Below are 21,858 nucleotides of genomic sequence, written 5' to 3' on the forward strand. Positions count from 1 at the left end.
AGGCAAATCCGAGTTTTTTACGATTCAATTGTTTCTTGGGGAAGCAAGTTGTCGAATAAATACCACCTTGTTCCGAAGACCCTGGTGATTGCGGTTCTGGCGGCACACAGTTTCCTGGCACGCGCCGTCGAGCCGTTCGTGGTCAAGGATATCCGAGTGGAGGGCTTGCAGCGGATCGAACCCGGAACGGTCTTCTCGTATCTGCCGGTCAAGCCGGGCGACAAGTTCAACGACGATAAGGGCACCGAAGCAATTCGTGCCCTTTATGCAACGGGCCTGTTCTCGGACGTGAGCGTCGAGACGCAGGGCAACGTGCTGGTGGTGCACGTCAACGAGCGCCCGGCCATTGCTTCCATCGACTTCCTCGGCATCAAGGAATTCGACAAGGACGGTCTGAAGAAGGCACTGCGCTCGGTCGGCCTGACCGAGGGTCGCAGCTTCGACCGCAACCTGCTCGACAAGTCGGAACAGGAACTCAAGCGTCAATACCTCACGCGCGGTTACTACGCAGCGCAGGTGAAGACCACGGTCACGCCGCTCGAGCGCAACCGTGTGGGCATTCAGTTCGCGGTGACCGAAGGCCCCAAGGCCACGATCCAGCAAATCAACTTCGTTGGCAACAAGGCGTTCTCTTCGTCGGACCTGACGTCCGAAATGGAACTCGGCACGCCGAACTGGCTGTCCTGGTACTCCAAGAACGATCTGTATTCGAAGGACAAGCTCACGGGCGATCTGGAAAAGCTGCGTTCGTTCTACCTGAACCGCGGTTACCTGGAATTCAACATCGACTCCACCGACGTTTCGATCACGCCGGACAAGGACGAGATGTTCCTGACGATCAACCTGCACGAAGGCGAGCCGTACAAGGTGTCGGACGTCAAGCTGACCGGCGAGATGCTCGGCAAGCAGGACGACATCCAGAAGCTCGTGCAGCTCAAGGCCGGCGACACGTTCTCGGCCGCCAAGCTCCAGGCGAGCACGAAAGCCATTTCGGACATGCTCGGCAACTACGGATTCGCGTTCGCCAACGTGAACGCCCAGCCGACGATCGACCGCAACAACCACACGGTGGCGTTGACGCTGACGATCGATCCGGGCCGCCGCGTCTACGTTCGCAAGATCAACATCGTCGGCAACTCGCGCACGCGCGACGAGGTGATTCGTCGCGAGCTGCGTCAGCTCGAGAGCTCGTGGTACGACGCCGATCGCCTCAAGCTGTCGCAGGACCGTATCAACCGTCTGGGCTACTTCACCGACGTGAACGTGACCACTGAACCGGTGCCCGGTTCGAACGACCAGGTCGACCTCCAGGTGAAGGTGGAAGAAAAGCCGACCGGCACGATCAACGTGGGCGCAGGCTTCTCGTCGACCGACAAGGTGGTGTTGCAGGCCGGTATCAGCCAGGACAACGTGTTCGGTTCGGGGACTTCGCTGTCGGTGAACGTCAACACCGGCAAGACGTATCGGACGTTGGCGGTGACGCAGGTCGATCCGTACTTCACGGTCGACGGCGTGAGCCGTATTACGGACATCTATTACCGTACGTACCAGCCGCTGCTGCTGACCAGCGATTCGGACTTCCGTATCAACACGCTGGGGGGCAACCTCAAGTTCGGTGTGCCGTTCTCGGAAGTCGATACGGTGTTCTTCGGCATCGGCTTCGAACAGACGCGTCTGCATCTGACGAGCGACGGCACTACGCCGCAGCGCTACATCGACTACGCCAACCAATTCGGATACGTCAGCAACAACTACCCGCTGACGATCGGCTGGTCGCGCGATTCGCGTGACAGCGCCCTGATTCCGAACCGCGGTCACTATCAGCAGGCGAACATCGAAATCGGCACCCCGATCGGAACGACCAAGTACATCCGCGCCTATTACCAGCACCAGTACTACTATCCGGTCAGCCGCGGCTTCACGCTCGCGCTCAACGGTGAAGTCGGATACGGCCACGGCATGGGCGGTCAGCCGTTCCCGATCTTCAAGAACTACTTCGCGGGCGGTATTGGCTCGGTGCGTGGCTACGAGCCGAGCTCGCTGGGTCCGAAGGACACCAACGGCGAACCGCTGGGCGGCGCATCGAAGCTCATCGGTAACGTGGAGCTGACGTTCCCGCTGCCGGGCACCGGATATGACCGTACGCTGCGTATCTTTACGTTCTTCGACGGCGGTAACGTCTTCGATAACGGGCAGGCGATTACCTTGAATAACCTGCGCTATTCTTACGGCTTCGGTCTGTCGTGGATTTCGCCGATCGGCCCGCTCAAGCTCTCGATGGGCTTCCCGCTCGCCAAGAAGACGGGCGACCAGTACCAGAAATTCCAGTTCCAGGTCGGTACGTCGTTCTAACGAGCGCGACCCGACTGGTTCCGAATGTTTCATCGTTGCAAGGGGTAATACATTGAACGGTATCCGTAAGCATTGCCTTCGCGGCATCGCCGCGGCGTTGCTGGCTGGCGCGGCATTTGCCGCCATGGCTCAGGATGCGCGCATCGCCGCTGTCAATTCGGATCGCATTCTGCGCGATTCCGCACCGGCCAAGGCAGCACAAGCCAAGCTCGAAGCGGAGTTCTCCAAGCGGGATTCGGATCTCCAGGCGATGGCGCAACGTCTGAAGGCGATGTCGGACAAGCTCGACAAGGACAACCCCACGTTGTCCGATGCCGAACGCGCCAAGCGCCAGCGTGACCTGGCGGCCGCCGACACCGAATTCCAGCGCAAGCAGCGCGAATTCCGGGAAGATCTGAATCAGCGCCGCAACGAGGAGCTCGCGGCCGTGCTCGATCGCGCCAATCGCGTGATCAAGCAGATTGCCGAGGCGGACAAGTATGACCTGATCGTGCAGGAAGCGGTCTACGTGAGCCCGCGCATCGACATCACGGACAAGGTGCTCAAGACCCTGAACGCAGGTTCGGGTAGCGGCACCGGCGGCAAGTGACGGGCGCGCAGTCCATGTCGGCGGCGTCGTCCCACGCTTCCCAGCCGTCGCCCCCTTCAGTGTCGCTGGCGCAACTGGTCGCGCGCTTCGGTGGCGACCTCGTCGGGGACGGTGAAGTCACCGTCGACGGTCTGGCACCGCTCGATCGCGCCGGCGCACGCCAGCTCGCCTTCCTGTCCAATCCGCTCTATCTCGCCGAAGTACCCAATTCGGGCGCCGCGGCCGTGATTCTCTCCAGGGCCGACTTCGACAAGCTGCCCTCGCACGAAGGGCGCGCGTGGATCATCGCGCCGAACCCGTACGCGTACTTCGCACGCGTGGCCCAGATGTTTGCGCAGGCGGCCACGCCAGTGCCGGCGGTGGGGGTTCACCCGAGCGCGGTCGTCGATCCGTCGGCGACGGTGCCGGCCTCGTGCGTCATCGGTCCGAATGTCGTGATCGAAGCCGGCGTGAGGCTGGGCGAACGTGTCCGGCTGGTGGCAAACGTGTTCGTCGGTCGCGGCACCACGATCGGCGACGACGTGCTCGTCTACCCCAACGCCACGCTGTATCACACGAGCGTGATCGGCGCGCGTTGCGTCATCCATGCGGGGGCGGTGATCGGCTCCGACGGATTCGGGTTCGCGCCTGACTTCACTGCCACCGGCGGCGAATGGGTGAAGATTCCGCAGGTCGGGCGAGCCGTGATCGAAGACGATGTCGAAATCGGCGCGTCGACCTCGATCGATCGGGGCGCGATGGCCGACACGGTCATCGAGCGCGGTTGCAAGATCGACAACCAGGTGCAGATCGCGCACAACGTGCGCGTGGGCGCCTACACGGTGATCGCCGCCTGCACGGGCATTGCCGGCAGCAGCACCATCGGGAAATTCTGCATGCTGGGGGGCGCCGTCGGCGTGGCCGGGCATGTGACGATCGGGGACCGGGTCATCGTGACGGCCAAGTCGGGGGTGTCGAAGTCGATTCCCGGCCCGGGCACCTACACCAGCGCGTTTCCGGCGATTCCGAACGCCGAATGGAACAAGAACGCGGCCATCATGCGCAATCTGGACAAGATGCGCGATCGCGTGCGACAACTTGAAGCGAAGGTCAAAGACCTGCAAGAGAAATGAGCGAGACCAACATCAATATCGACATCCACAAGATCATGAAGCTGCTGCCGCATCGCTATCCGATGCTGATGGTGGACCGCGTGATCAGCCTGGAGCCGCACGCCAATATCAAGGTCATCAAGAACGTCACGATCAATGAGCCGTATTTCACCGGCCATTATCCGCAGCGTCCGGTCATGCCGGGCGTGCTGATCGTGGAAGCGCTGGCGCAGGCCGCCGCGCTGCTCACGTTCTCAGAAGAAGCGGTGCACGACGAAAACACGCTCTACTATTTCGTGGGGATCGAGAACGTTCGCTTCAAGCGTCCTGTCGAACCGGGTGATCAATTGATCCTGGACGTGGACTTCCTTAGCGAGCGCCGCGGCTTCTTCAAGTTCAAGGGCAAGGCGCTGGTCGACGGCAAGCTCGCGGCGGAAGCCGAGTTCATGTGCATGGTCAAGAAGAACGGCGAATAACCGGAACCGAGACGCTCATGACGAATATTCATCCCTCCGCGGTCGTCGATCCGAAGGCGCAACTGGCCGACGACGTTACCGTGGGTCCGTACGCGATCGTCGGGCCGAACGTCACTGTTGGTGCAGGCACGCAAATCCTGGCGCACACGATCGTCGACGGGCATACGACGCTCGGCGCGGGCAACAAGATTGGCCCGTTCGCGTCGATTGGCGGCGCGCCGCAGGACATGAAGTACGCTGGCGAGCCGACGCGGCTCGTCATCGGCGACCGCAATACGATTCGCGAGTTCACGACCATCCACACGGGCACGGTGCAGGACGGCGGTCTGACCGGGCTCGGCGACGACAACTGGATCATGGCTTACGTGCACATCGCGCACGATTGCCACGTGGGCAACCACACCGTGTTCTCGAGCAACGCGCAGCTGGCAGGCCACGTGCACGTGGACGACTGGGCCATCATCGGCGGCATGACGGGGGTGCACCAGTTCGTGCGCATCGGTGCGCACTCGATGGTGGGTGGGGCTTCCGTGCTGGTACAGGACGTGCCGCCGTACGTCATCGCGTCGGGCGACCGCGCGGTACCGTATGGCATCAACGTCGAAGGTCTGCGTCGCCGCGGATTTTCCGCGGATGCGATCACCGCGCTGCGCCATGCGTACAAGCTGCTCTACAAGAGCGGCCTGACGCTCGACGAGGCGAAGGTCCAGATCGAAGCGTTTGGAAACGCTGGCGCACCGGACGTCTTCGACGCCGTGCGTGTGCTGCTCGACTTCCTCAACACCAGCACGCGCGGTATCGTGCGCTGATCTCCATGCCGCTGACCCTTCCCGGCGCCGGCCAGCGAACCCTGGCGATGGTCGCCGGGGAGCTGTCGGGCGATCTTATCGCCGGCAACGTGCTTGCCGGACTCAAGCAAAATCTTCCGGCCGACATCGCCTACGCGGGTGTCGGCGGCCCGCATATGGCGGAAGAGGGGTTCGACGCCTATTGGCCGATCGACAAGCTCTCCGTGATGGGCTACGTGGAAGTCATCAAGCATCTGCGCGAGATTCTCTCGATTCGCAGGCAGCTTCGCGAGCGCTGGTTGGCGGAAAAGCCGCTGGCGTTCGTCGGATTCGACGCCCCCGACTTCAATTTCGACCTCGAGATCAGGCTGCGCGAGGCCGGCATTCCCACCATCCATTTCGTCAGCCCGTCGATCTGGGCCTGGCGCGGCGGGCGCATCAAGAAGATCAAGCGCGCCGTGGACCACATGTTGTGCCTGTTCCCGTTCGAGCCGGAGATCTATCACCGCGCGGGCATCGACGCGACGTTCGTCGGGCATCCGATGGCGGACAAGATTCCGATGGTGCCCGACGTGGCCGGCGCGCGCGCCCGATTGGCGCTGAGGGGTAACGGGCCGGTCGTCGCGATTCTCCCGGGTAGCCGCACCTCGGAAGTGCAGCGCCTCACACCGGTCTTCTTCGCCGCCATGCGAGTGCTCGCCAAACGGGAGCCATCGATTCGGTTTGTGCTGCCGGCGGCCACACCGCGTTTGCGTTCGATGATGCAACCGATCGTCGACGCGCACGGCGATCTGAACCTGACGGTGATCGACGGTCGCGCGCCGCTGGCGCTCGAAGCTGCGGATAGCGTGCTGCTCGCGAGCGGTACGGCGACGCTGGAAGCCGCGTTGTACAAGAAGCCCATGGTCATCTCGTACAAGGTGCCCTGGCTCACCGCGCAGATCATGAAGCGGCAGGGCTATCTCCCTTACGTGGGCTTGCCGAATATCCTCTCCGGCGAGTTCGTCGTGCCGGAGCTGTTGCAGCACTTCGCCACGCCCGAAGCGCTCGCCGACGCCGTCTGGCAGCAGTTGTCCGATCCGGTGCTGCGGGCGTCGTTGCAGGCGCGCTTCACGAAGATCCACGAGCAACTCCGCCAGAACACTGCGGCGCGTTCGGCGGAAGTGATCGAGCGGGTGCTGCGCGAGAAGGGGCGCATATGAGCGAAGAAGTCAAAGCGCGCCGTGCTCCCCGAAAAGGTGTGCCGTCGGATGAGAAGTCGCGCGCCCGCACGTCGAAAGCGACGCTGCCGCAGATGGCGCTCGACCTGTTCGCCGAGGTGGCGGCCGACCTCACGTGCGGCGTCGACGAAGTGGGGCGTGGGCCGCTCGCCGGGCCTGTCGTGACGGCGGCGGTCATTCTGGATCCGGCGCGTCCGATCAAGGGACTCGCGGACTCGAAGAAGCTCACCGCGCAGCGTCGCGAGGCGCTCTACGAGGAAATCGTCGAGCGTTCACTCGCGTACTGCATTGCCGAGGCGAGCGTGGGCGAGATCGATTCGCTGAACATTCTGCACGCGACGATGCTGGCCATGCAGCGTGCCGTCAATGGCTTGTCGCGCGTGCCGACGCTGGCGCTCATCGACGGCAATCGCTGCCCGGTGTTGCCGATGCGCTCGGAGGCCGTGATCAAGGGCGACGACAAGGTGCCCGCGATCTCGGCGGCGTCGATTCTGGCAAAGGTCACGCGAGACCGTCAGTTGATCGCGCTGCACGAGGAATTCCCGCAGTACGGTTTCGACGAGCACGTCGGCTACGGCACGCCACGTCATCTGGAGGCGCTGCGGCGGCACGGGCCGAGCCCGCACCATCGCCAGTCGTTCGCACCGGTGCGCGAAGCCTTCGAGATGTTCGGCGCGCTCACCGTTTCTCGCGTCATCCGTTCCTCATGAAACTCATCAGTTCCAAAGACAACCCGTTCTACAAGCGCCTGAAGCAACTGGCGCAGTCGAGCGCGCAGCGCCGCAAGCTGGGGCAGACGCTGCTCGAGGGTGTGCATCTGGCCGACGCCTATCTTGGCGCGCTCGGACAGCCGCTTGTCTGCGTGGCGTCGGAAACGGCGCTGGAAAACGACGAAGTCGCGCAGATCTGGTCGAGGGTCGATCCCGATCGCCGGGTTTGCCTGCCGCACGCATTGTTCGAGCCGTTGTCGACGCTGGTCAACGGGGTGCCGTTGGTGTTCGTCGTGGAAATGCCGACCGGGCACTTGCCGGCATCGCAAATCACGGATTGCGTGATTCTCGATGCAGTGCAGGATGCCGGGAACGTCGGCTCTATCTTGCGCAGTGCGGCCGCCGCCGGCGTACGCGATGTGTTTTGCATGTCGGGCACGGCGCTCGCCTGGTCGAGCAAGGTATTGCGCGCCGGGATGGGCGCGCATTTCTCATTGAACATTGTCGAGCATTGCACTCCGGATTCGCTCGCGCCGCGCCTGTCGGTGCCGTTGCTCGCGACCAGCCTGCAGGCAAGCACGTCGCTCTACGAGCAGGACTTGCGCGCACCCGTGGCGTGGGTCTTCGGCAACGAAGGGGCGGGGGTTTCGCCACAGTGGCTCGAACGCGTACGCACGCCGATCCGCATTCCGCAACCGGGTGGCATGGAGTCGCTCAACGTGGCGGCTTGCGCGGCGATCTGCCTGTTCGAGGCGGTGCGGCAGCGGCTCGACTGACGCGCCGGCGGTTGTTCGGCGATTGTTGTCGGCAGGGATGAAAAAGGGACGCTCGAGGCGTCCCTTTTCGATTCTCGGCGGGTCGTGAGCGTGTCTGAGGCGTCAGTAGACGTCGCGCTCCAGCTTGATTTCCTGCAGGATCGTGGTGGCGATTTCCTCGATCGACTTGTGGGTCGACGACAGCCACTTGATGCCTTCGCGGCGCATCATCGCTTCGGCTTCGTTCACTTCGTAGCGACAGTTCTCCAGCGAAGCGTATTTGCTCCCCGGTCGACGTTCATTGCGAATTTCGGACAGGCGAAGCGGATCGATGGACAGGCCAAAAATCTTGTCCTTGTACTGGTCGAGCGTGGAAGGCAGTTTTTCGCGCTCGAAGTCGTCCGGGATGAGCGGATAATTGGCGGCCTTCACGCCGTATTGCATGGCGAGGTAGAGCGTGGTCGGCGTCTTGCCGCTGCGCGATACGCCCACGAGAATCACGTCGGCGCTTTGCAGGTTCTTGTTCGACTGACCGTCGTCGTGCGCGAGCGAGAAATTCACCGCCTCGATCCGGTTCTTGTACGCCTCGCTGTCGGCGTTCTGGTGCACCCGTCCGATGGCATGCATCGACTTGAGTCCCAGCTCGACCTCGAGGGGTTCGATGAACGTCTGGAACATGTCGAGGACCACGCCCTGGCTGTTGCGCAGGATCTCGTTGGCGCGAGCGTCGACGAGCGTGCTGAAAATGATCGGGCGGACGTTCTCGCTGCGATACATTTCATTGATCCGTTGCGCCGTTTCATAGGCTTTATCGACGGAATCCACGAACGGAACGCGAATCTGACGGAAACGCATCTCGAACTGCGCGAGAATCGAATGCGCGAAGGTCTCGGCCGTGATCCCTGTCCCGTCGGACACAATGAAGACCGGGCGTGCAGCGGCCGGTTTGGCTTGTGGGGCGGGGGATGTCGGGGAATTTCCGGTATTGGGGGCGTCAGTCATGCGCAGAATCGCAAAATGGTGCGTTGCACGGTAGAATAGCGGCAACTTGTTGGATAAGCAATTGCGCGACCATCGCGCGCCGCCCGGCCTCAGGCCCGTGTGGCGGGGCGCGGCGGGAATCGGGATGGTTCGGGGCAGGTCGTCGGGTGCTGGCCCCTGGTACACGACGCCGCCAATGCGCGATTCCTTATCCAACAGGTCGACCGGCCCACGTCAGTCCCAGCCGGTCCGCCGAGAATTTTTTTTCTTACCTTAGGGGCTTTTATGACTAACGCAGCACACAACGGCGCCTACGTGGTGCCGTTTGAGCATCTGCGCATGACCGACGTCGAGTCGGTCGGCGGCAAGAATGCATCGCTTGGCGAAATGATCAGCCAACTGGCCGGCGCCGGCGTGCGCGTGCCGGGCGGCTTCGCCACGACGTCGCACGCCTTCCGCGAATTCCTCCAGCACAACAACCTGACCGAGCGCGTTGCCAAGCGTCTCGAGGGCCTCGACGTCGACAACGTCAAGGCCCTCGCGGAAGCCGGCGCCGAGATCCGTCAATGGATCGTCGACGCGCCGCTGCAGCCGGCACTCGAGAAGGATATCCGTGAGCAGTTCGCACGCCTGACGGCTGACCAGCCGGATGCTTCGTTCGCCGTGCGTTCGTCGGCCACCGCCGAAGACCTGCCCGACGCGTCGTTCGCCGGTCAGCAGGAAAGCTACCTGAACGTCGTCGGCATCGAAGACGTGCTCGATCGCATGAAGCACGTGTTCGCGTCGCTGTACAACGACCGTGCCATCTCGTATCGCGTTCACAAGGGTTTTACGCACGCCGAAGTGGCACTTTCGGCCGGTGTGCAGCGCATGGTGCGTTCGGACTGCGGTGCCTCGGGCGTGATGTTCACGATCGACACCGAGTCGGGCTTTCAGGACGTCGTGTTCATCACTGCCAGCTACGGTCTTGGCGAGACGGTGGTGCAGGGCGCCGTGAACCCTGACGAGTTCTATGTCTTCAAGCCGACGCTCAAGGCCGGCAAGTACCCGATCATTCGCCGCACGCTCGGCTCGAAGCTGGTCAAGATGGAGTTCACGCAACCGGGCGAGCCGGGCCGCGTGAAGACCATCGACGTGCCGATGGAGCTGCGCAACCGTTACTCGATCACCGACGAGGATTGCGCCGAGCTCGCCAAGTTCGCGCTGATCATCGAGAAGCACTACGGTCGTCCGATGGACATCGAGTGGGGCAAGGACGGCAAGGATGGCAAGATCTACATTCTTCAGGCACGTCCGGAAACGGTGAAGAGCCAGTCGGCCGGCAAGGTCGAGCAGCGCTTCAAGCTCAAGGGCGATGCACCGGTGCTGGCCACGGGCCGCGCCATCGGTCAGAAGATCGGCGCCGGTCCCGTGCGCGTGATCATGGACCCGAGCGAAATGGAGCGTGTGCAGCCGGGTGACGTGCTGGTGGCCGACATGACCGACCCGAACTGGGAGCCGGTAATGAAGCGCGCATCGGCGATCGTGACGAATCGCGGCGGCCGTACCTGCCACGCTGCGATCATCGCGCGTGAACTCGGCGTGCCGGCGGTGGTCGGCTGTGGCGACGCGACGGACGTCCTGAAGGACGGCGCGCTCGTGACCGTTTCCTGCGCCGAAGGCGACGAGGGCAAGATCTACGACGGTCTGCTCGAGACGGAAATCACCGAGATCCAGCGCGGCGAAATGCCGAAGATTCCGGTGAAGATCATGATGAACGTGGGCAACCCGCAGCTCGCCTTCGACTTCGCGCAACTGCCGAACGAAGGTGTGGGTCTGGCGCGTCTGGAATTCATCATCAACAACAACATCGGCGTGCACCCGCGCGCGATTCTCGAATACCCGAACATCGACGCCGACCTGAAGAAGGCGGTCGAGTCGGTGGCACGCGGTCACGCCTCGCCGCGTGCGTTCTACGTCGACAAGCTCGCTGAAGGGATCGCCACCATTGCGGCGGCGTTCTACCCGAAGAGCGTGATCGTGCGTCTGTCGGACTTCAAGTCCAACGAGTACAAGAAGCTCATCGGTGGCTCGCGTTACGAGCCGGACGAGGAGAACCCGATGCTCGGCTTCCGCGGCGCATCGCGCTACATCTCGGAAGACTTCGCCGAAGCCTTCGAGATGGAATGCCGTGCACTGAAGCGCGTGCGTGACGAGATGGGCCTGACGAATGTCGAGATCATGGTGCCGTTCGTGCGTACGCTGGGTCAGGCGGAGCGCGTGGTGGGCATGCTTGGCGAGTATGGCCTCAAGCGCGGCGAAAACGGCCTGAAGCTGGTGATGATGTGCGAAGTGCCGTCGAACGCCATTCTGGCCGACGAGTTCCTCGAGTACTTCGACGGCTTCTCGATCGGTTCGAACGATCTGACGCAGCTCACGCTGGGTCTGGATCGCGACTCGGGCATGGAACTGCTGGCCAAGGATTTCGACGAACGCGACCCGGCGGTGCAGTTCATGCTCAGCCGCGCCATCAAGGCCTGTCTGTCAAAGGGCAAGTACGTAGGCATCTGCGGGCAGGGTCCGTCGGATCATCCGGACCTGGCCGAGTGGCTGGCCAAGGAAGGCATCGCATCGATGTCGCTCAACCCGGACACGGTCATCGAGACGTGGCAGCAACTCGCCAAGCTGGCGAAGTAAGCGTCACGATCACGATCTGACGTCGGTAGTCGGAAGCGTCCGAGCGGCATCTCGGACGCCACCGAAAGGCAGGTGCCTCCCTTGGGACGCATACGCCGATCGGTGGGTTTCATGCTATAAACCCCGGTATCACACCGGGGTTTTTTTGTGTCTGGGAGTTGCGATGGAGCAGGCTTGGCTTTGGTTCGGCGTCGCCGGATTGGTCGTGGTGCTGGAGCTGGCGAGCGGGACGTTCTATCTGCTGATGGTTGCCCTTGGCATGGCGGCAGGCGGCATTGCGGCGCTGTTGCGCGCGGACTGGCCGCTGCAATGGGTTGCGGCGGCAATCGTTGCGGGCGTTGCCGTCTGGATGTTGCGTCGAAGCCGTTTCGGGCGGCGTCGCATCAAGGTCGACGCCACGGCGGACCCGAACACCATTCTCGATATCGGTCAGCGCCTGCATGTCGATCACTGGCAGGCGGACGGTCTCGCGCGCGCGATGTACCGCGGCGCGGAATGGGACGTGGAGTTGCTGCCGGGCGAGTCGCCGGACGCAGGATGGTTCGTCATTCGCGAGGTTCGCGGCAGCCGTCTCTATGTCGCGCATGCGCGTGCCTGAAGCTTGACGGGCGGCGGCGCGGTGCGTCGTGCGAATGTGAAGAGGCATTGACCCGCAGTTGCGGGGAAGTCAACCGGCCCGCCGTGTATCGCGGGCGCTTTCTGGGGGAAACATGTTATCCAACGTCGCGTTTATTCTCTTCATCATCGCCGTGATCATCGCGGCACGTTCGATCAAGATCGTGCCTCAACAACACGCGTGGGTGGTGGAGCGTCTCGGGAAGTATCACGCGACGCTCACACCGGGCCTGTCGATCGTCGTGCCGTTCGTCGATCGCGTCGCATACAAGCACCTGCTCAAGGAAGTGCCGCTCGATGTGCCGAGCCAGATCTGCATCACCAAGGACAACACGCAGTTGCAGGTCGACGGGATTCTGTACTTCCAGGTGACGGACCCGATGAAGGCGTCGTATGGTTCCAGCAACTTCATTGTCGCGATCACGCAGTTGGCGCAAACGACGTTGCGTAGCGTGATCGGCAAACTCGAGCTCGACAAGACGTTCGAGGAGCGCGAGTTCATTAACCACAGCGTGGTGAATGCGCTCGACGAGGCGGCGTCGAACTGGGGCGTGAAGGTGCTCCGCTACGAAATCAAGGATCTCACGCCGCCGAAGGAGATTCTCCACGCCATGCAGGCCCAGATCACGGCGGAGCGCGAGAAGCGCGCATTGATCGCGGCGTCCGAGGGCAAGAAGCAGGAGCAGATCAACCTGGCGTCGGGTGCTCGGGAGGCGGCGATCCAGAAGTCCGAGGGCGAGCGGCAGGCGGCCATCAATCAGGCGCAGGGCGAGGCGGCAGCGATTCTCGCGGTGGCCGAAGCCAATGCCGAAGCCATCCACAAGATCGCGACGGCGATTCAGACGCAGGGTGGCATGGAGGCCGTCAACCTGAAGGTTGCCGAGCAGTACGTTGACGCCTTCAGCAAGATTGCCAGGACCAACAACACGCTGATCGTGCCTGGCAATCTGTCGGACATGAGTGGCATGATCGCCTCGGCGCTCAAGATCGTGCGCGGCACGGAGGGGGGGTCGAATGCACCCGTCGACGGCACGCCCGGCGGCTTCGGCAATGCCGGTGCGCGTCGATAATCGCCGTCGGTAGTCTCCATCGAGAATCGCCCGAAGACCCGTTATCATAAAAATCGGCCCATATCTCCGCGCGATATGGGCCGTTGCGTTTTCGCGCGACGCGGTGAGTGGCGTTGCGGTTCGCTGACAGGCGGGCGCCGGTGACGCGTCAGGTCGGGGTGCGCATCAGGCGCGCCTTTTCGCGCTCCCAGTCGCGCTGCTTCTCCGTCTCGCGCTTGTCGTGCAGCTTCTTGCCCTTGGCCAGCCCGATCTCGCACTTCACGAGCCCTTTGCTGTAGTGCAGGTTGATCGGGACGAGCGTGTAGCCGCGTTGCTCCACCTTGCCGATGAGCTTCTTGATCTCGTCGGCCTTGAGCAGGAGCTTGCGCGTGCGCACCGGGTCTGCCTTGACGTGCGTCGACGTCGAGGTCAGTGGGCTGATGTGCGCGCCGATCAGAAAGATTTCGCCGTTCTTGATGACGACGTAACCTTCCTTGATCTGCGCCCGCCCGGCGCGGATGGCCTTGACTTCCCACCCTTCGAGCGCGATCCCGGCTTCGTATCGCTCCTCGATGAAGTAGTCGAAGAAGGCTTTCTTGTTGTCGATGATGCTCATGGATCCTTGGCGGGTAACTTGGTCGGACCCGGTGAGTCGGGCTCGGGTAAAATAGCGATTTTAACAAAGAGTCTCGGCAAGAGGCGGCTTGCGACGCGTGCGGATCGATTCCGTATCGGTGCCCGCGCCATGTGTTCGCCTCGCCCGACAGACGATGGCCGAAGTCAGTAAAACCGTTCTCGTGCATTTCTCCGATGAGCAAATGTACGACCTGGTGACCAATGTCGCCGATTACCCCAAATTCCTGCCCTGGTGCGGTGGTGTCGAAATTCGACATCAGGACGAGCACAGCATGGAGGCGTCGCTGATCATTGACTTCAAGGGGCTGAAGCATTCGTTCGCGACCCGCAATCTGCAGGAGCGTCCGCATTCGATTCAGATGACGTTCGTCGAAGGGCCGTTCAAGCGTTTTCACGGTACGTGGAAATTCACGGCGCTGCGCGAAAACGCCTGCAAGATCGAGTTCGGCCTTCACTACGAATTCGCGAATTTCCTGCTCGAGAAGGTGATCGGTCCGGTGTTCAGTCACATCGCCAACACGTTCGTCGACGCCTTCGTCAAACGTGCGGAGACGGTCTATGCCAAGTGAGTTTCACGTCGAAGTCTGCTATGCGCTGCCCGATCAGCAAACGATCGTCGCCGTTGCGGTGCCGCAGGGCGGCACCATGCGCGAGGCGATCGAGCGCAGCGGCCTGTTGCAGCGGTTCCCCGAGTTGGATCTCGCGCGCATGAAGGTCGGTGTATTCGGCAAGGTGCGTGCGCTCGATGCGGCGGTTGAGTCGGGTGATCGAGTGGAGATCTACCGGGCGCTCAGAGCCGACCCGAAAGTGGCCCGTCAACGGCGGGTCGAAAAGGTGCGCAACGAAGGCAGCCGCGAAGGGCAGAAGTGGCTCGGGAGTCGCCGCGGCAGCTAAGCCCTCCGGGATGCCGCATGGTCGATTCGGCGCCAGGCCGAAACCGGGCGAGCACGCTGGACAAGTGTTCCGTGCGGTCGTCTTCCGGGGCGCTCAACGTCAATGGGTCGACCCTCGCGCATGCAGCCGAACCGAAGCGCTGACGCCGACCAGCAGCAGGACAATGGCGGCGAGTTCCAGCAATCGCGGCATGCGATGTTCGTAAATGAAGCCGTAGAGCAGGGCGAACAGCGTCTCGAACACGATCAGTTGTCCCGACAGGGTGAGCGGCAGCCGTCGGCTCGCCGCATTCCAGAACGCGTTGCCGATCGTCGATGCCCCCACTGCTACGGCAGCATTCACCAGCAGGAACATCTGCCAGTCCCGTGGCGCATCCGTCGCGACCGGATGCGGCATCAGCGCGGCCGGTATCGCCAGCACGAGGGCCAGCGCACCCGTGGCCACGCCGGTGAGCAGCGACCATTCCCGGCTGGTGAAATGCCCGAACCGCGCCAGATACCGGGCGTTGGCCACCGCGTACCAGGTCCAACTGGCCAGTGCGCCCATGGCGCAGACAATCCCGGCGAGGGTCAGACGCCAGTCGCCCCCACGGGTCGAGGCATGCGAGAAAACGTCCACGTTGATGCAGACGATGCCGGCGGCGACCAGCGCCAGCGGTCCGGCAAGCCGTGACAGCGGCAGGGCGCCGTGGTCGCGACTGCCAACCAGCGTGACGGTCACCGGCAGCACGCCGACGATCAGCGAGGCCGGAGCGATGCCCGCCATCTGTACCGAAGCGGCGACGAACAGGTAATAGATGAGGTTGCCGACCAGGCTCAGCTGGAAAAGCGCGCGCCAGTCGCTGCGGGTAATGTTGTGGCGCAGGCGCGCCCAGATCGGGGCGATCAACACTACGGACACCACCCCGTACAGGACGTATCGTGCGGCGGACAGCTCCAGCGGCGAAAACCCGGGCAACAGACGCGGGGCCAGAAAGACCAATCCCCAGAGGGCGCCTGCCGCCAATCCGTATGAAATGCCTTGCCCCATGCGCGCCTTGCCAATGGTGTGATGTCGAAATGCCGGGTTTCGTGCCGTCCCCGCCATCATTGACGTTGCATCGAGTCAGCACGAGCCGGGCGCAAGCGTAGCACGCGCCTCGCGTCCGGCTATTGTGAAATCCGGCACCCGGGGCTATCGGGAATGCCGCCATGTCGGCATTTGGCAGGCGCGCCGGCCCAATGGCCCAATGGCGCTAGGAGCTAGGAGCTAGGAGCTAGGAGCTAGGAGCTAGGGGCTAGGGGCTAGGGGCTAGGGGCTAGGGGCTAGGGGCTAGGGCGCCACCCGCGCGGGGCGTCGATGGCAATGATTGGCGTTCGTTGGCATCGGTGGGCGACGGCTCGGGAAAAAGCCCCTTGACATGTGGGGCGGACGTGCCATGCGGTTCGCGATTTCTGTATAATTCGGTTTTGCGCCTATAGGATTTGCCATGCGTCTGATCCAAAAAGCACTCACATTCGATGACGTGCTCCTCGTCCCGGCCTACTCTGCCGTTCTCCCGCGCGACACCAGCCTGAAAACCAAGCTCACGCGCAACATCACCCTGAACATGCCTTTGCTGTCGGCCGCCATGGATACGGTGACCGAAGCGCGTCTGGCCATTGCCATGGCGCAGCAGGGTGGCATCGGCATCATTCACAAGAATTTGAAGCCGGCCGAGCAGGCGCGGGAAGTCTCGAAGGTCAAGCGCTTCGAGTCGGGCGTTCTGCGCGACCCGATCACGATCCCGCCGCACATGAAGGTGCGCGACGTGATCGCGCTGTCGCGCCAGCATGGCATTTCCGGTTTCCCGGTGGTCGAGGGCGCACAGCTCATCGGTATCGTCACCAATCGCGACCTGCGTTTCGAGAGCCGCCTGGACGAGCCGGTGCGCGTGATCATGACGCCGAAGGACAAGCTCATCACGGTGCGTGAGGGCGCCTCGCCGGCCGATGCCGAGCGACTGATGCACGATCACCGCCTCGAGCGCGTGCTGGTCGTCAACGACGCATTCGAGCTGCGCGGCCTGATGACGGTCAAGGACATCACGAAGGCGACCGAGTATCCGCTCGCGAGCAAGGACGAGCATGGCAAGCTGCGCGTTGGCGCCGCCGTCGGCGTGGGTCCGGAAAATGAAGAACGCGTCGAGTTGCTGGTTGCTGCCGGTGTCGACGTGATCGTGGTCGACACGGCGCACGGCCATAGCCAGGGCGTGCTCGACCGCGTGCAGTGGGTCAAGAAGCATTTCCCGCAGATCGAGGTCGTTGGCGGCAACATCGCGACGGCGAGTGCTGCCGTGGCGCTGGTCGAGCATGGGGCGGATGCGGTCAAGGTCGGTATCGGTCCGGGCTCGATCTGCACGACGCGTATCGTCGCCGGTGTCGGCGTGCCGCAGATCACGGCGATCGCCAATGTGGCCGAGGCGCTCAAGGACACGGGCGTTCCGCTGATTGCCGACGGCGGCATTCGCTACTCGGGCGACGTCGCCAAGGCGCTGGCTGCGGGTGCGCACACTGTCATGATGGGCAGCATGTTCTCGGGGACGGAAGAAGCCCCGGGCGAAGTGTTCCTGTATCAGGGGCGTTCGTACAAGAGCTACCGCGGCATGGGGTCGGTGGGCGCGATGAAGGATGGCGCGGCTGACCGTTACTTCCAGGACCCGGCCAACAACGCCGACAAGCTCGTGCCCGAAGGCATCGAGGGGCGGGTGGCGTACAAGGGTAGCGTGAACGCGATCCTTCACCAACTGACCGGCGGTATCCGTTCCTCGATGGGATATCTGGGCTGCCCGACGATCCAGGACCTGCATGAGAAAGCGGAATTCGTCCAAATCACGGCAGCGGGCATGCGCGAATCGCACGTGCACGACGTCCAGATCATGAAGGAAGCCCCCAACTACCACGTGGAGTAATTGCCCATGAAGGCCATGTTGCGTACGGTACTGTTCCTCGATGCGGCGTTGAATCTGGCACTTGGCGTGCTATTGATTGCGTCGTTCTGGTCATCGCTGTATGCGGCCATTGAAGTGCCCGCGCCATCGCCCGTGCTCTATGCGCAGGCGCTGGGCGTGGCCTTCATCGGCGTGGCCTGGCTGCAATGGCACGCCACCGTGAACGGCCAGTTGACGGCGACCGTCGCGAAAGTGACGGGGCACATCAATTGGGTGATCGGTGCGTTCGTGCTGGGCTGGCTGATTTCCGGCCAACTTTCGGTGACGGGCGGCGGCAAGTTGCTGATGCCGGCGCTCGGGGCTGTGCTGCTGGTGGTAGGCGGCATTCTCGTGAAGCTGGCGTCGAGCGTGCGCACGAAAGAGCGCGTGCAGGCCGCCCAGCAGTCGGGAGAGCGAGTGCGAGGCGGTGTCGTGAGCGACACGCGGCGCGATCCGCCGAGAGATTATTACGAGCCTCGGGATGTCGACGCGCCCCGGGGCGCGCGCGCCGAGCCGCGCATGGAGACGCCTCAGCCCCCTCGTGGCGGCTCCGCTTCCGTCAATCCCACGCCGGTCGCGCCTGCGGGCACCACCGGCATTGTCACGCCCGTGCCTTCCGACACGGCGCCGACGACCAACGAATCCACTTCATCCGTACCTCACGATGCACGACAAAATCCTCATTCTTGACTTCGGCTCGCAAGTCACCCAGCTCATCGGACGCCGCGTTCGCGAAGCGCACGTCTACTGCGAGATTCACCCGAACGACGTCTCCGACGAATTCATTCGCGAGTTCAATCCGAAGGCGATCATTCTGTCGGGCAGCCATGCGAGCACGTACGAGGATCAGGATCTTCGCGCGCCGCAGGCGGTGTGGGATCTGGGTGTGCCGGTGCTGGGGATTTGCTACGGCATGTTTGCGATGACGGTGCAGTTGGGCGGTCAGGTCGAGGCGAGCAACCACCGCGAGTTCGGTTATGCGGAAGTGCGCGCCCATGGCCATACGCCGCTGCTCGACGGCATCGAGGACTTCCGCACGGCTGAAGGGCACGGCATGCTCAAGGTGTGGATGAGCCATGGCGACAAGGTCACGCGGTTGCCGGAAGGCTTTGCGTTGATGGCATCGACGCCGAGCTGCCCGATTGCGGGCATGGCCGACGTGAAGCGTCATTACTATGCGGTGCAATTCCACCCGGAAGTCACGCACACGGTGAAGGGTCGCGAGCTGCTCGAGCGTTTCGTGCTGGAGATCGCCGGCGCCAAGCCGGACTGGATCATGCGGGACCACATCGAGGAAGCCGTGAAGGCGATTCGCGAACAAGTGGGCGACGAGGAAGTGATTCTCGGCCTGTCTGGCGGGGTCGATTCGAGCGTGGCGGCGGCGCTGATTCACCGGGCCATCGGCGATCAGCTGACTTGCGTATTCGTCGATCACGGTCTGTTGCGCCTGAACGAGGGTCAGATGGTCATGGAGATGTTCCAGGGCCGTCTGCATGCGAAGGTGGTGCACGTCGATGCGTCCGAGCAGTTCATGGGACATCTGAAGGGCGTGACCGATCCGGAGCAGAAGCGCAAGATCATCGGCCGCGAGTTCGTGGAAGTGTTCCAGGCGGAAGCGAAGAAGCTGAAGAATGCGAAGTGGCTGGCGCAGGGCACCATCTACCCGGACGTGATCGAATCGGGCGGTGCCAAGACCAAGAAGGCGACGACGATCAAGAGTCACCACAATGTCGGCGGTCTGCCGGAGACACTGGGTCTGAAGCTGCTCGAGCCGCTGCGCGACCTGTTCAAGGACGAGGTGCGCGAGCTGGGTGTCGCGCTGGGTCTGCCGCATGACATGGTCTATCGTCACCCGTTCCCGGGGCCGGGCTTGGGGGTGCGGATTCTCGGCGAAGTGAAGCGCGATTACGCCGATTTGCTGCGTCGTGCCGATGCGATCTTCATCGAGGAGTTGCGCAACACGGTCGAGCCGAACACCGGCAAGACGTGGTACGAGCTGACGAGCCAGGCGTTCGCGGTGTTCCTGCCGGTCAAGAGCGTGGGCGTGATGGGCGACGGCCGCACGTACGAGTGGGTCGTGGCGCTGCGCGCCGTGCAGACGCAGGACTTCATGACGGCACACTGGGCGCATCTGCCGCACGAACTGCTCGGCAAGGTCTCGAACCGCATCATCAACGAAGTGCGCGGTTTGAACCGAGTTGTTTACGACATTTCGGGCAAGCCGCCGGCGACAATCGAGTGGGAATAATCTCCCCTCACGAATAAAGCCATTTTGTCGGTGATTGACCGGCTTGATGGTTTCGATGCCATTGATGATGCGAGGCCGTCGTCAATGGCATTTTTTCATGGCGTCGACCCAGTCGTCATGATGCGGGGCGAGCGGGTCGCGGCGTCACATTTCAGCGGCGGTACGGATCGGCTAGCCGTTGCGCGTCTGATGGGTTCCCTGATGCTGTCTCGGACTACGGATTGACCACCCCCAATTGCTGCAACAACGTCAGGTTGTCCTCCAGATGCCAGTTCTCGGCGATGCGCCCATTGGCAATGCGGTAGATATCGGTCGCGATGAAGTCCACCTTCTGCCCCTTGCCTTGAATGCCATTGAAGCTTCCGGTGAAATGCCCGGTGAAATGCAGGCGGCCTACGACGCGGTCGCCAACGAGGAGCATTTCGTCGACCGACATGGCCAGATCGGGCACCGCGGCACGAAAGTGATGCGACGCGAACACCGGACCTTCCGCGCCTTGCGGGCGGCCCGGCGGCAACGTGCGGTCGATGAAGTCGCCGGCAAGTGCCGCCTTGGCGTAGCTTGCATCGCCTGTGTTCCAGAACGCGTAGTAGCGGCGAGCCGCCAGCATCATGGCTTCGCGCTGCGGCGCCGCCAAGCTTCTATCGACAACGACGGATGACGCTCGGGGCAGCACGGCGGCGTCGTCGGCCCAGGCGGCCGTGCCCGTGAGTGTCAACGCGAGAGCGATGGCCAAATGCCGAATGTTCGATGGGATCATGGTGTGGTTCCTTCGTGATGAGCCGTCAGCGGTTTGCTGACGTGCCGCCATTTTTGTCTTTTCGACATTGGAATAAAATAGCGAAAATTGCATCACCATCTATTCCATTTCAGAAACGATAGCGAGCAGCGAGATCATGGTGGAACTGTCCGATATGCGCCTTTTCGTGAGCGCGGTGACTCGAGGCAGCTTGTCGGCGGCCGGACGTGAGCTGGGCTTTTCCCCGGCGGTCGGCAGCAAACGCCTGTCGCGGCTGGAGGCCGATCTGGGCGTACGCTTGTTACAGCGCAGCTCGCGTCGCCTCGCGCTCACGGAAGAAGGGGCGATCTACTTCGAGCGATGCCAGACGATCCTGGCCGAGGTGGCCGACGCGGAAGCCGCGGTGGGTCGAGGCCGGCACGAGGCGCAGGGCGTGTTGCGCGTGTCCTCGCCGGTGGCGCTGGGGCGCCGCTGGATCGGACCGGCGCTGGCCGAGCTAGCGGCGATGGCGCCGCGATTGACCGTACATCTGACGCTGTCCGACGAGATTGTCGATTTGATCGAGGGCAGCCTCGATTGTGTGGTCCGTATCGGCGGAGCGCCTGACTCGCGGCTCATTGCGCGGCATCTCGCCGACAATCGACGCATCATCTGTGCAGCCCCGTCATACCTCGCCCAACGCGGCATGCCGCAAACGCCCGAGGCGCTGGCCGAGCACGATTGCATTGTGATGAGCCGCGGCGGCGCGGCTCACGCGGACTGGCGGTTGGAGCAGCGCGATACGGGCACGCGCACCACCGTGCGCGTCAGGGGGCGATTCGCAACGGATAACGGCGAACTTGCCCACGACTGGGCGCTGGCGGGTTTCGGGCTGGTGCGCAGATCGTCCATCGACGTCGCGGACGAACTGGCCAGCGGCCAGCTGGTGGAAGTGCTGCCGCAATGGGCGGGAGCACGCGCACCGATAACGGTGCAGTACGCCTCGCGCCGTCACCTGCCGGCGCGGGTGCGGATGTTTGTCGATCACCTGGTGTCGGTATTTGCGCGGGTGCCTGCGTAACGTGACCGGGCGTTGGCCAGGTCGACGCCGCC

20 protein-coding genes and 1 pseudogene are annotated in these 21,858 nt (G+C 63.0%); 17 read left to right on the top strand and 4 right to left on the bottom strand.

Going from position 1 to position 21,858, the window contains the following annotated elements; genetic code table 11:
- Window positions 1-48: 48 nt before the first annotated feature.
- The 8 genes from bamA (at window position 49) to W930_RS0123860 (ending at window position 8,002) form a co-directional block, all read left to right on the top strand.
- Window positions 49-2,352 carry an outer membrane protein assembly factor BamA gene (gene bamA / locus W930_RS0123825; protein ID WP_028731367.1) on the top strand — a complete coding sequence of 768 codons (2,304 nt, stop codon included), beginning with the start codon at window positions 49-51 and terminating at the stop codon, window positions 2,350-2,352.
- Between the two features lie 124 nt (window positions 2,353-2,476).
- Window positions 2,477-2,941 (top strand): OmpH family outer membrane protein, encoded by a 465-nt coding sequence (locus W930_RS0123830; protein ID WP_062802181.1) that lies wholly within the window; start codon window positions 2,477-2,479, stop codon window positions 2,939-2,941.
- A gap of 14 nt (window positions 2,942-2,955) precedes the next feature.
- Window positions 2,956-4,053: a UDP-3-O-(3-hydroxymyristoyl)glucosamine N-acyltransferase gene (gene lpxD / locus W930_RS0123835; RefSeq protein ID WP_023596239.1), complete on the top strand. Its 1,098-nt coding sequence runs from the start codon at window positions 2,956-2,958 to the stop codon at window positions 4,051-4,053.
- Window positions 4,050-4,508, top strand: coding sequence for a 3-hydroxyacyl-ACP dehydratase FabZ (gene fabZ, locus W930_RS0123840; RefSeq protein WP_023596238.1), 459 nt, complete (start codon window positions 4,050-4,052; stop codon window positions 4,506-4,508). The genes lpxD and fabZ overlap by 4 nt, the downstream gene beginning before the upstream one ends.
- Before the next feature lie 17 nt (window positions 4,509-4,525).
- On the top strand, window positions 4,526-5,317 hold the full coding sequence (gene lpxA / locus W930_RS0123845) for an acyl-ACP--UDP-N-acetylglucosamine O-acyltransferase (RefSeq protein WP_023596237.1): 792 nt from the start codon (window positions 4,526-4,528) through the stop codon (window positions 5,315-5,317).
- A gap of 11 nt (window positions 5,318-5,328) precedes the next feature.
- Window positions 5,329-6,498 (top strand): lipid-A-disaccharide synthase, encoded by a 1,170-nt coding sequence (lpxB, locus tag W930_RS0123850; protein WP_369798718.1) that lies wholly within the window; start codon window positions 5,329-5,331, stop codon window positions 6,496-6,498.
- A gap of 92 nt (window positions 6,499-6,590) precedes the next feature.
- Window positions 6,591-7,226, top strand: coding sequence for a ribonuclease HII (gene rnhB / locus W930_RS0123855; RefSeq protein ID WP_048806620.1), 636 nt, complete (start codon window positions 6,591-6,593; stop codon window positions 7,224-7,226).
- Entirely contained in the window at window positions 7,223-8,002 is a 780-nt protein-coding gene (locus tag W930_RS0123860; RefSeq protein WP_023596234.1) for an RNA methyltransferase, read from the top strand. Before rnhB ends, W930_RS0123860 begins: the two co-directional genes overlap by 4 nt.
- 102 nt (window positions 8,003-8,104) lie before the next feature.
- Here W930_RS0123860 and W930_RS0123865 read toward each other — a convergent pair whose 3' ends face one another.
- Window positions 8,105-8,983: a pyruvate, water dikinase regulatory protein gene (locus W930_RS0123865; RefSeq protein WP_072619141.1), complete on the bottom strand. Its 879-nt coding sequence runs from the start codon at window positions 8,981-8,983 to the stop codon at window positions 8,105-8,107.
- A gap of 264 nt (window positions 8,984-9,247) precedes the next feature.
- Here W930_RS0123865 and ppsA point away from each other — a divergent pair, with 264 nt between their 5' ends.
- From ppsA to W930_RS0123880, 3 genes are all read left to right on the top strand, one after another.
- Complete coding sequence (gene ppsA, locus W930_RS0123870; protein WP_023596232.1) at window positions 9,248-11,638, top strand: phosphoenolpyruvate synthase; 2,391 nt, start codon at window positions 9,248-9,250, stop codon at window positions 11,636-11,638.
- Between the two features lie 163 nt (window positions 11,639-11,801).
- Window positions 11,802-12,236 (top strand): NfeD family protein, encoded by a 435-nt coding sequence (locus tag W930_RS0123875; protein ID WP_023596231.1) that lies wholly within the window; start codon window positions 11,802-11,804, stop codon window positions 12,234-12,236.
- A 112-nt stretch (window positions 12,237-12,348) separates the two neighbouring features.
- Window positions 12,349-13,323 (top strand): SPFH domain-containing protein, encoded by a 975-nt coding sequence (locus W930_RS0123880; RefSeq protein WP_023596230.1) that lies wholly within the window; start codon window positions 12,349-12,351, stop codon window positions 13,321-13,323.
- Window positions 13,324-13,471: 148 nt separating this feature from the next.
- Here W930_RS0123880 and smpB read toward each other — a convergent pair.
- Window positions 13,472-13,921 (bottom strand): annotated as a pseudogene (gene smpB / locus W930_RS0123885) (SsrA-binding protein SmpB); the annotation flags it as partial.
- Between the two features lie 151 nt (window positions 13,922-14,072).
- Between smpB and W930_RS0123890 the strand changes: the two are divergent.
- Together W930_RS0123890 and W930_RS0123895 are read left to right on the top strand one after the other, a co-directional pair.
- Entirely contained in the window at window positions 14,073-14,507 is a 435-nt protein-coding gene (locus W930_RS0123890) for a type II toxin-antitoxin system RatA family toxin (protein WP_023596228.1), read from the top strand.
- Window positions 14,497-14,832, top strand: a complete 336-nt coding sequence (locus W930_RS0123895; RefSeq protein ID WP_023596227.1) for an RnfH family protein — start codon at window positions 14,497-14,499, stop codon at window positions 14,830-14,832. Before W930_RS0123890 ends, W930_RS0123895 begins: the two co-directional genes overlap by 11 nt.
- Window positions 14,833-14,931: 99 nt before the next feature.
- Here W930_RS0123895 and W930_RS0123900 read toward each other — a convergent pair whose 3' ends face one another.
- A complete protein-coding gene (locus tag W930_RS0123900; RefSeq protein ID WP_023874163.1) occupies window positions 14,932-15,861 on the bottom strand; it encodes a DMT family transporter in 930 nt (309 codons plus the stop codon).
- Between the two features lie 439 nt (window positions 15,862-16,300).
- On the opposite strand from W930_RS0123900, the gene guaB reads away from it, so the two are divergent.
- The 3 genes from guaB to guaA are packed head-to-tail and all read left to right on the top strand — an operon-like array spanning window position 16,301 to window position 20,027.
- Complete coding sequence (gene guaB / locus W930_RS0123905) at window positions 16,301-17,761, top strand: IMP dehydrogenase (RefSeq protein ID WP_023596225.1); 1,461 nt, start codon at window positions 16,301-16,303, stop codon at window positions 17,759-17,761.
- Between the two features lie 6 nt (window positions 17,762-17,767).
- Window positions 17,768-18,469 carry a hypothetical protein gene (locus tag W930_RS29360; RefSeq protein WP_023596224.1) on the top strand — a complete coding sequence of 234 codons (702 nt, stop codon included), beginning with the start codon at window positions 17,768-17,770 and terminating at the stop codon, window positions 18,467-18,469.
- Complete coding sequence (gene guaA, locus W930_RS0123915) at window positions 18,444-20,027, top strand: glutamine-hydrolyzing GMP synthase (RefSeq protein WP_023596223.1); 1,584 nt, start codon at window positions 18,444-18,446, stop codon at window positions 20,025-20,027. Before W930_RS29360 ends, guaA begins: the two co-directional genes overlap by 26 nt.
- Before the next feature lie 214 nt (window positions 20,028-20,241).
- Here guaA and W930_RS0123920 read toward each other — a convergent pair whose 3' ends face one another.
- Window positions 20,242-20,787, bottom strand: coding sequence for an ester cyclase (locus tag W930_RS0123920; protein ID WP_023874164.1), 546 nt, complete (start codon window positions 20,785-20,787; stop codon window positions 20,242-20,244).
- 136 nt (window positions 20,788-20,923) lie between these two features.
- On the opposite strand from W930_RS0123920, the gene W930_RS0123925 reads away from it, so the two are divergent.
- Window positions 20,924-21,826: a LysR family transcriptional regulator gene (locus W930_RS0123925; RefSeq protein ID WP_023874165.1), complete on the top strand. Its 903-nt coding sequence runs from the start codon at window positions 20,924-20,926 to the stop codon at window positions 21,824-21,826.
- The last annotated feature ends 32 nt before the right edge of the window (window positions 21,827-21,858 follow it).

The sequence above is a fragment of the Pandoraea sp. E26 genome, assembly GCF_000681415.1.
Taxonomy (GTDB): Bacteria; Pseudomonadota; Gammaproteobacteria; order Burkholderiales; family Burkholderiaceae; genus Pandoraea; species Pandoraea pnomenusa.

What these genes read in the sequence shown, in the direction of transcription:
- W930_RS0123830 (WP_062802181.1), top strand. Translation starts at nt 2,477, where the DNA reads ATGGCTCAGGATGCGCGCATCGCCGCTGTCAATTCGGATCGCATTCTG.
- lpxD (WP_023596239.1), top strand. Translation starts at nt 2,956, where the DNA reads ATGTCGGCGGCGTCGTCCCACGCTTCCCAGCCGTCGCCCCCTTCAGTG.
- fabZ (WP_023596238.1), top strand. Translation starts at nt 4,050, where the DNA reads ATGAGCGAGACCAACATCAATATCGACATCCACAAGATCATGAAGCTG.
- lpxA (WP_023596237.1), top strand. Translation starts at nt 4,526, where the DNA reads ATGACGAATATTCATCCCTCCGCGGTCGTCGATCCGAAGGCGCAACTG.
- rnhB (WP_048806620.1), top strand. Translation starts at nt 6,591, where the DNA reads ATGGCGCTCGACCTGTTCGCCGAGGTGGCGGCCGACCTCACGTGCGGC.
- W930_RS0123860 (WP_023596234.1), top strand. Translation starts at nt 7,223, where the DNA reads ATGAAACTCATCAGTTCCAAAGACAACCCGTTCTACAAGCGCCTGAAG.
- W930_RS0123865 (WP_072619141.1), bottom strand. Translation starts at nt 8,983, where the DNA reads ATGACTGACGCCCCCAATACCGGAAATTCCCCGACATCCCCCGCCCCA.
- ppsA (WP_023596232.1), top strand. Translation starts at nt 9,248, where the DNA reads ATGACTAACGCAGCACACAACGGCGCCTACGTGGTGCCGTTTGAGCAT.
- W930_RS0123875 (WP_023596231.1), top strand. Translation starts at nt 11,802, where the DNA reads ATGGAGCAGGCTTGGCTTTGGTTCGGCGTCGCCGGATTGGTCGTGGTG.
- W930_RS0123880 (WP_023596230.1), top strand. Translation starts at nt 12,349, where the DNA reads ATGTTATCCAACGTCGCGTTTATTCTCTTCATCATCGCCGTGATCATC.
- W930_RS0123890 (WP_023596228.1), top strand. Translation starts at nt 14,073, where the DNA reads ATGGCCGAAGTCAGTAAAACCGTTCTCGTGCATTTCTCCGATGAGCAA.
- W930_RS0123895 (WP_023596227.1), top strand. Translation starts at nt 14,497, where the DNA reads ATGCCAAGTGAGTTTCACGTCGAAGTCTGCTATGCGCTGCCCGATCAG.
- W930_RS0123900 (WP_023874163.1), bottom strand. Translation starts at nt 15,861, where the DNA reads ATGGGGCAAGGCATTTCATACGGATTGGCGGCAGGCGCCCTCTGGGGA.
- guaB (WP_023596225.1), top strand. Translation starts at nt 16,301, where the DNA reads ATGCGTCTGATCCAAAAAGCACTCACATTCGATGACGTGCTCCTCGTC.
- W930_RS29360 (WP_023596224.1), top strand. Translation starts at nt 17,768, where the DNA reads ATGAAGGCCATGTTGCGTACGGTACTGTTCCTCGATGCGGCGTTGAAT.
- guaA (WP_023596223.1), top strand. Translation starts at nt 18,444, where the DNA reads ATGCACGACAAAATCCTCATTCTTGACTTCGGCTCGCAAGTCACCCAG.
- W930_RS0123920 (WP_023874164.1), bottom strand. Translation starts at nt 20,787, where the DNA reads ATGATCCCATCGAACATTCGGCATTTGGCCATCGCTCTCGCGTTGACA.
- W930_RS0123925 (WP_023874165.1), top strand. Translation starts at nt 20,924, where the DNA reads ATGGTGGAACTGTCCGATATGCGCCTTTTCGTGAGCGCGGTGACTCGA.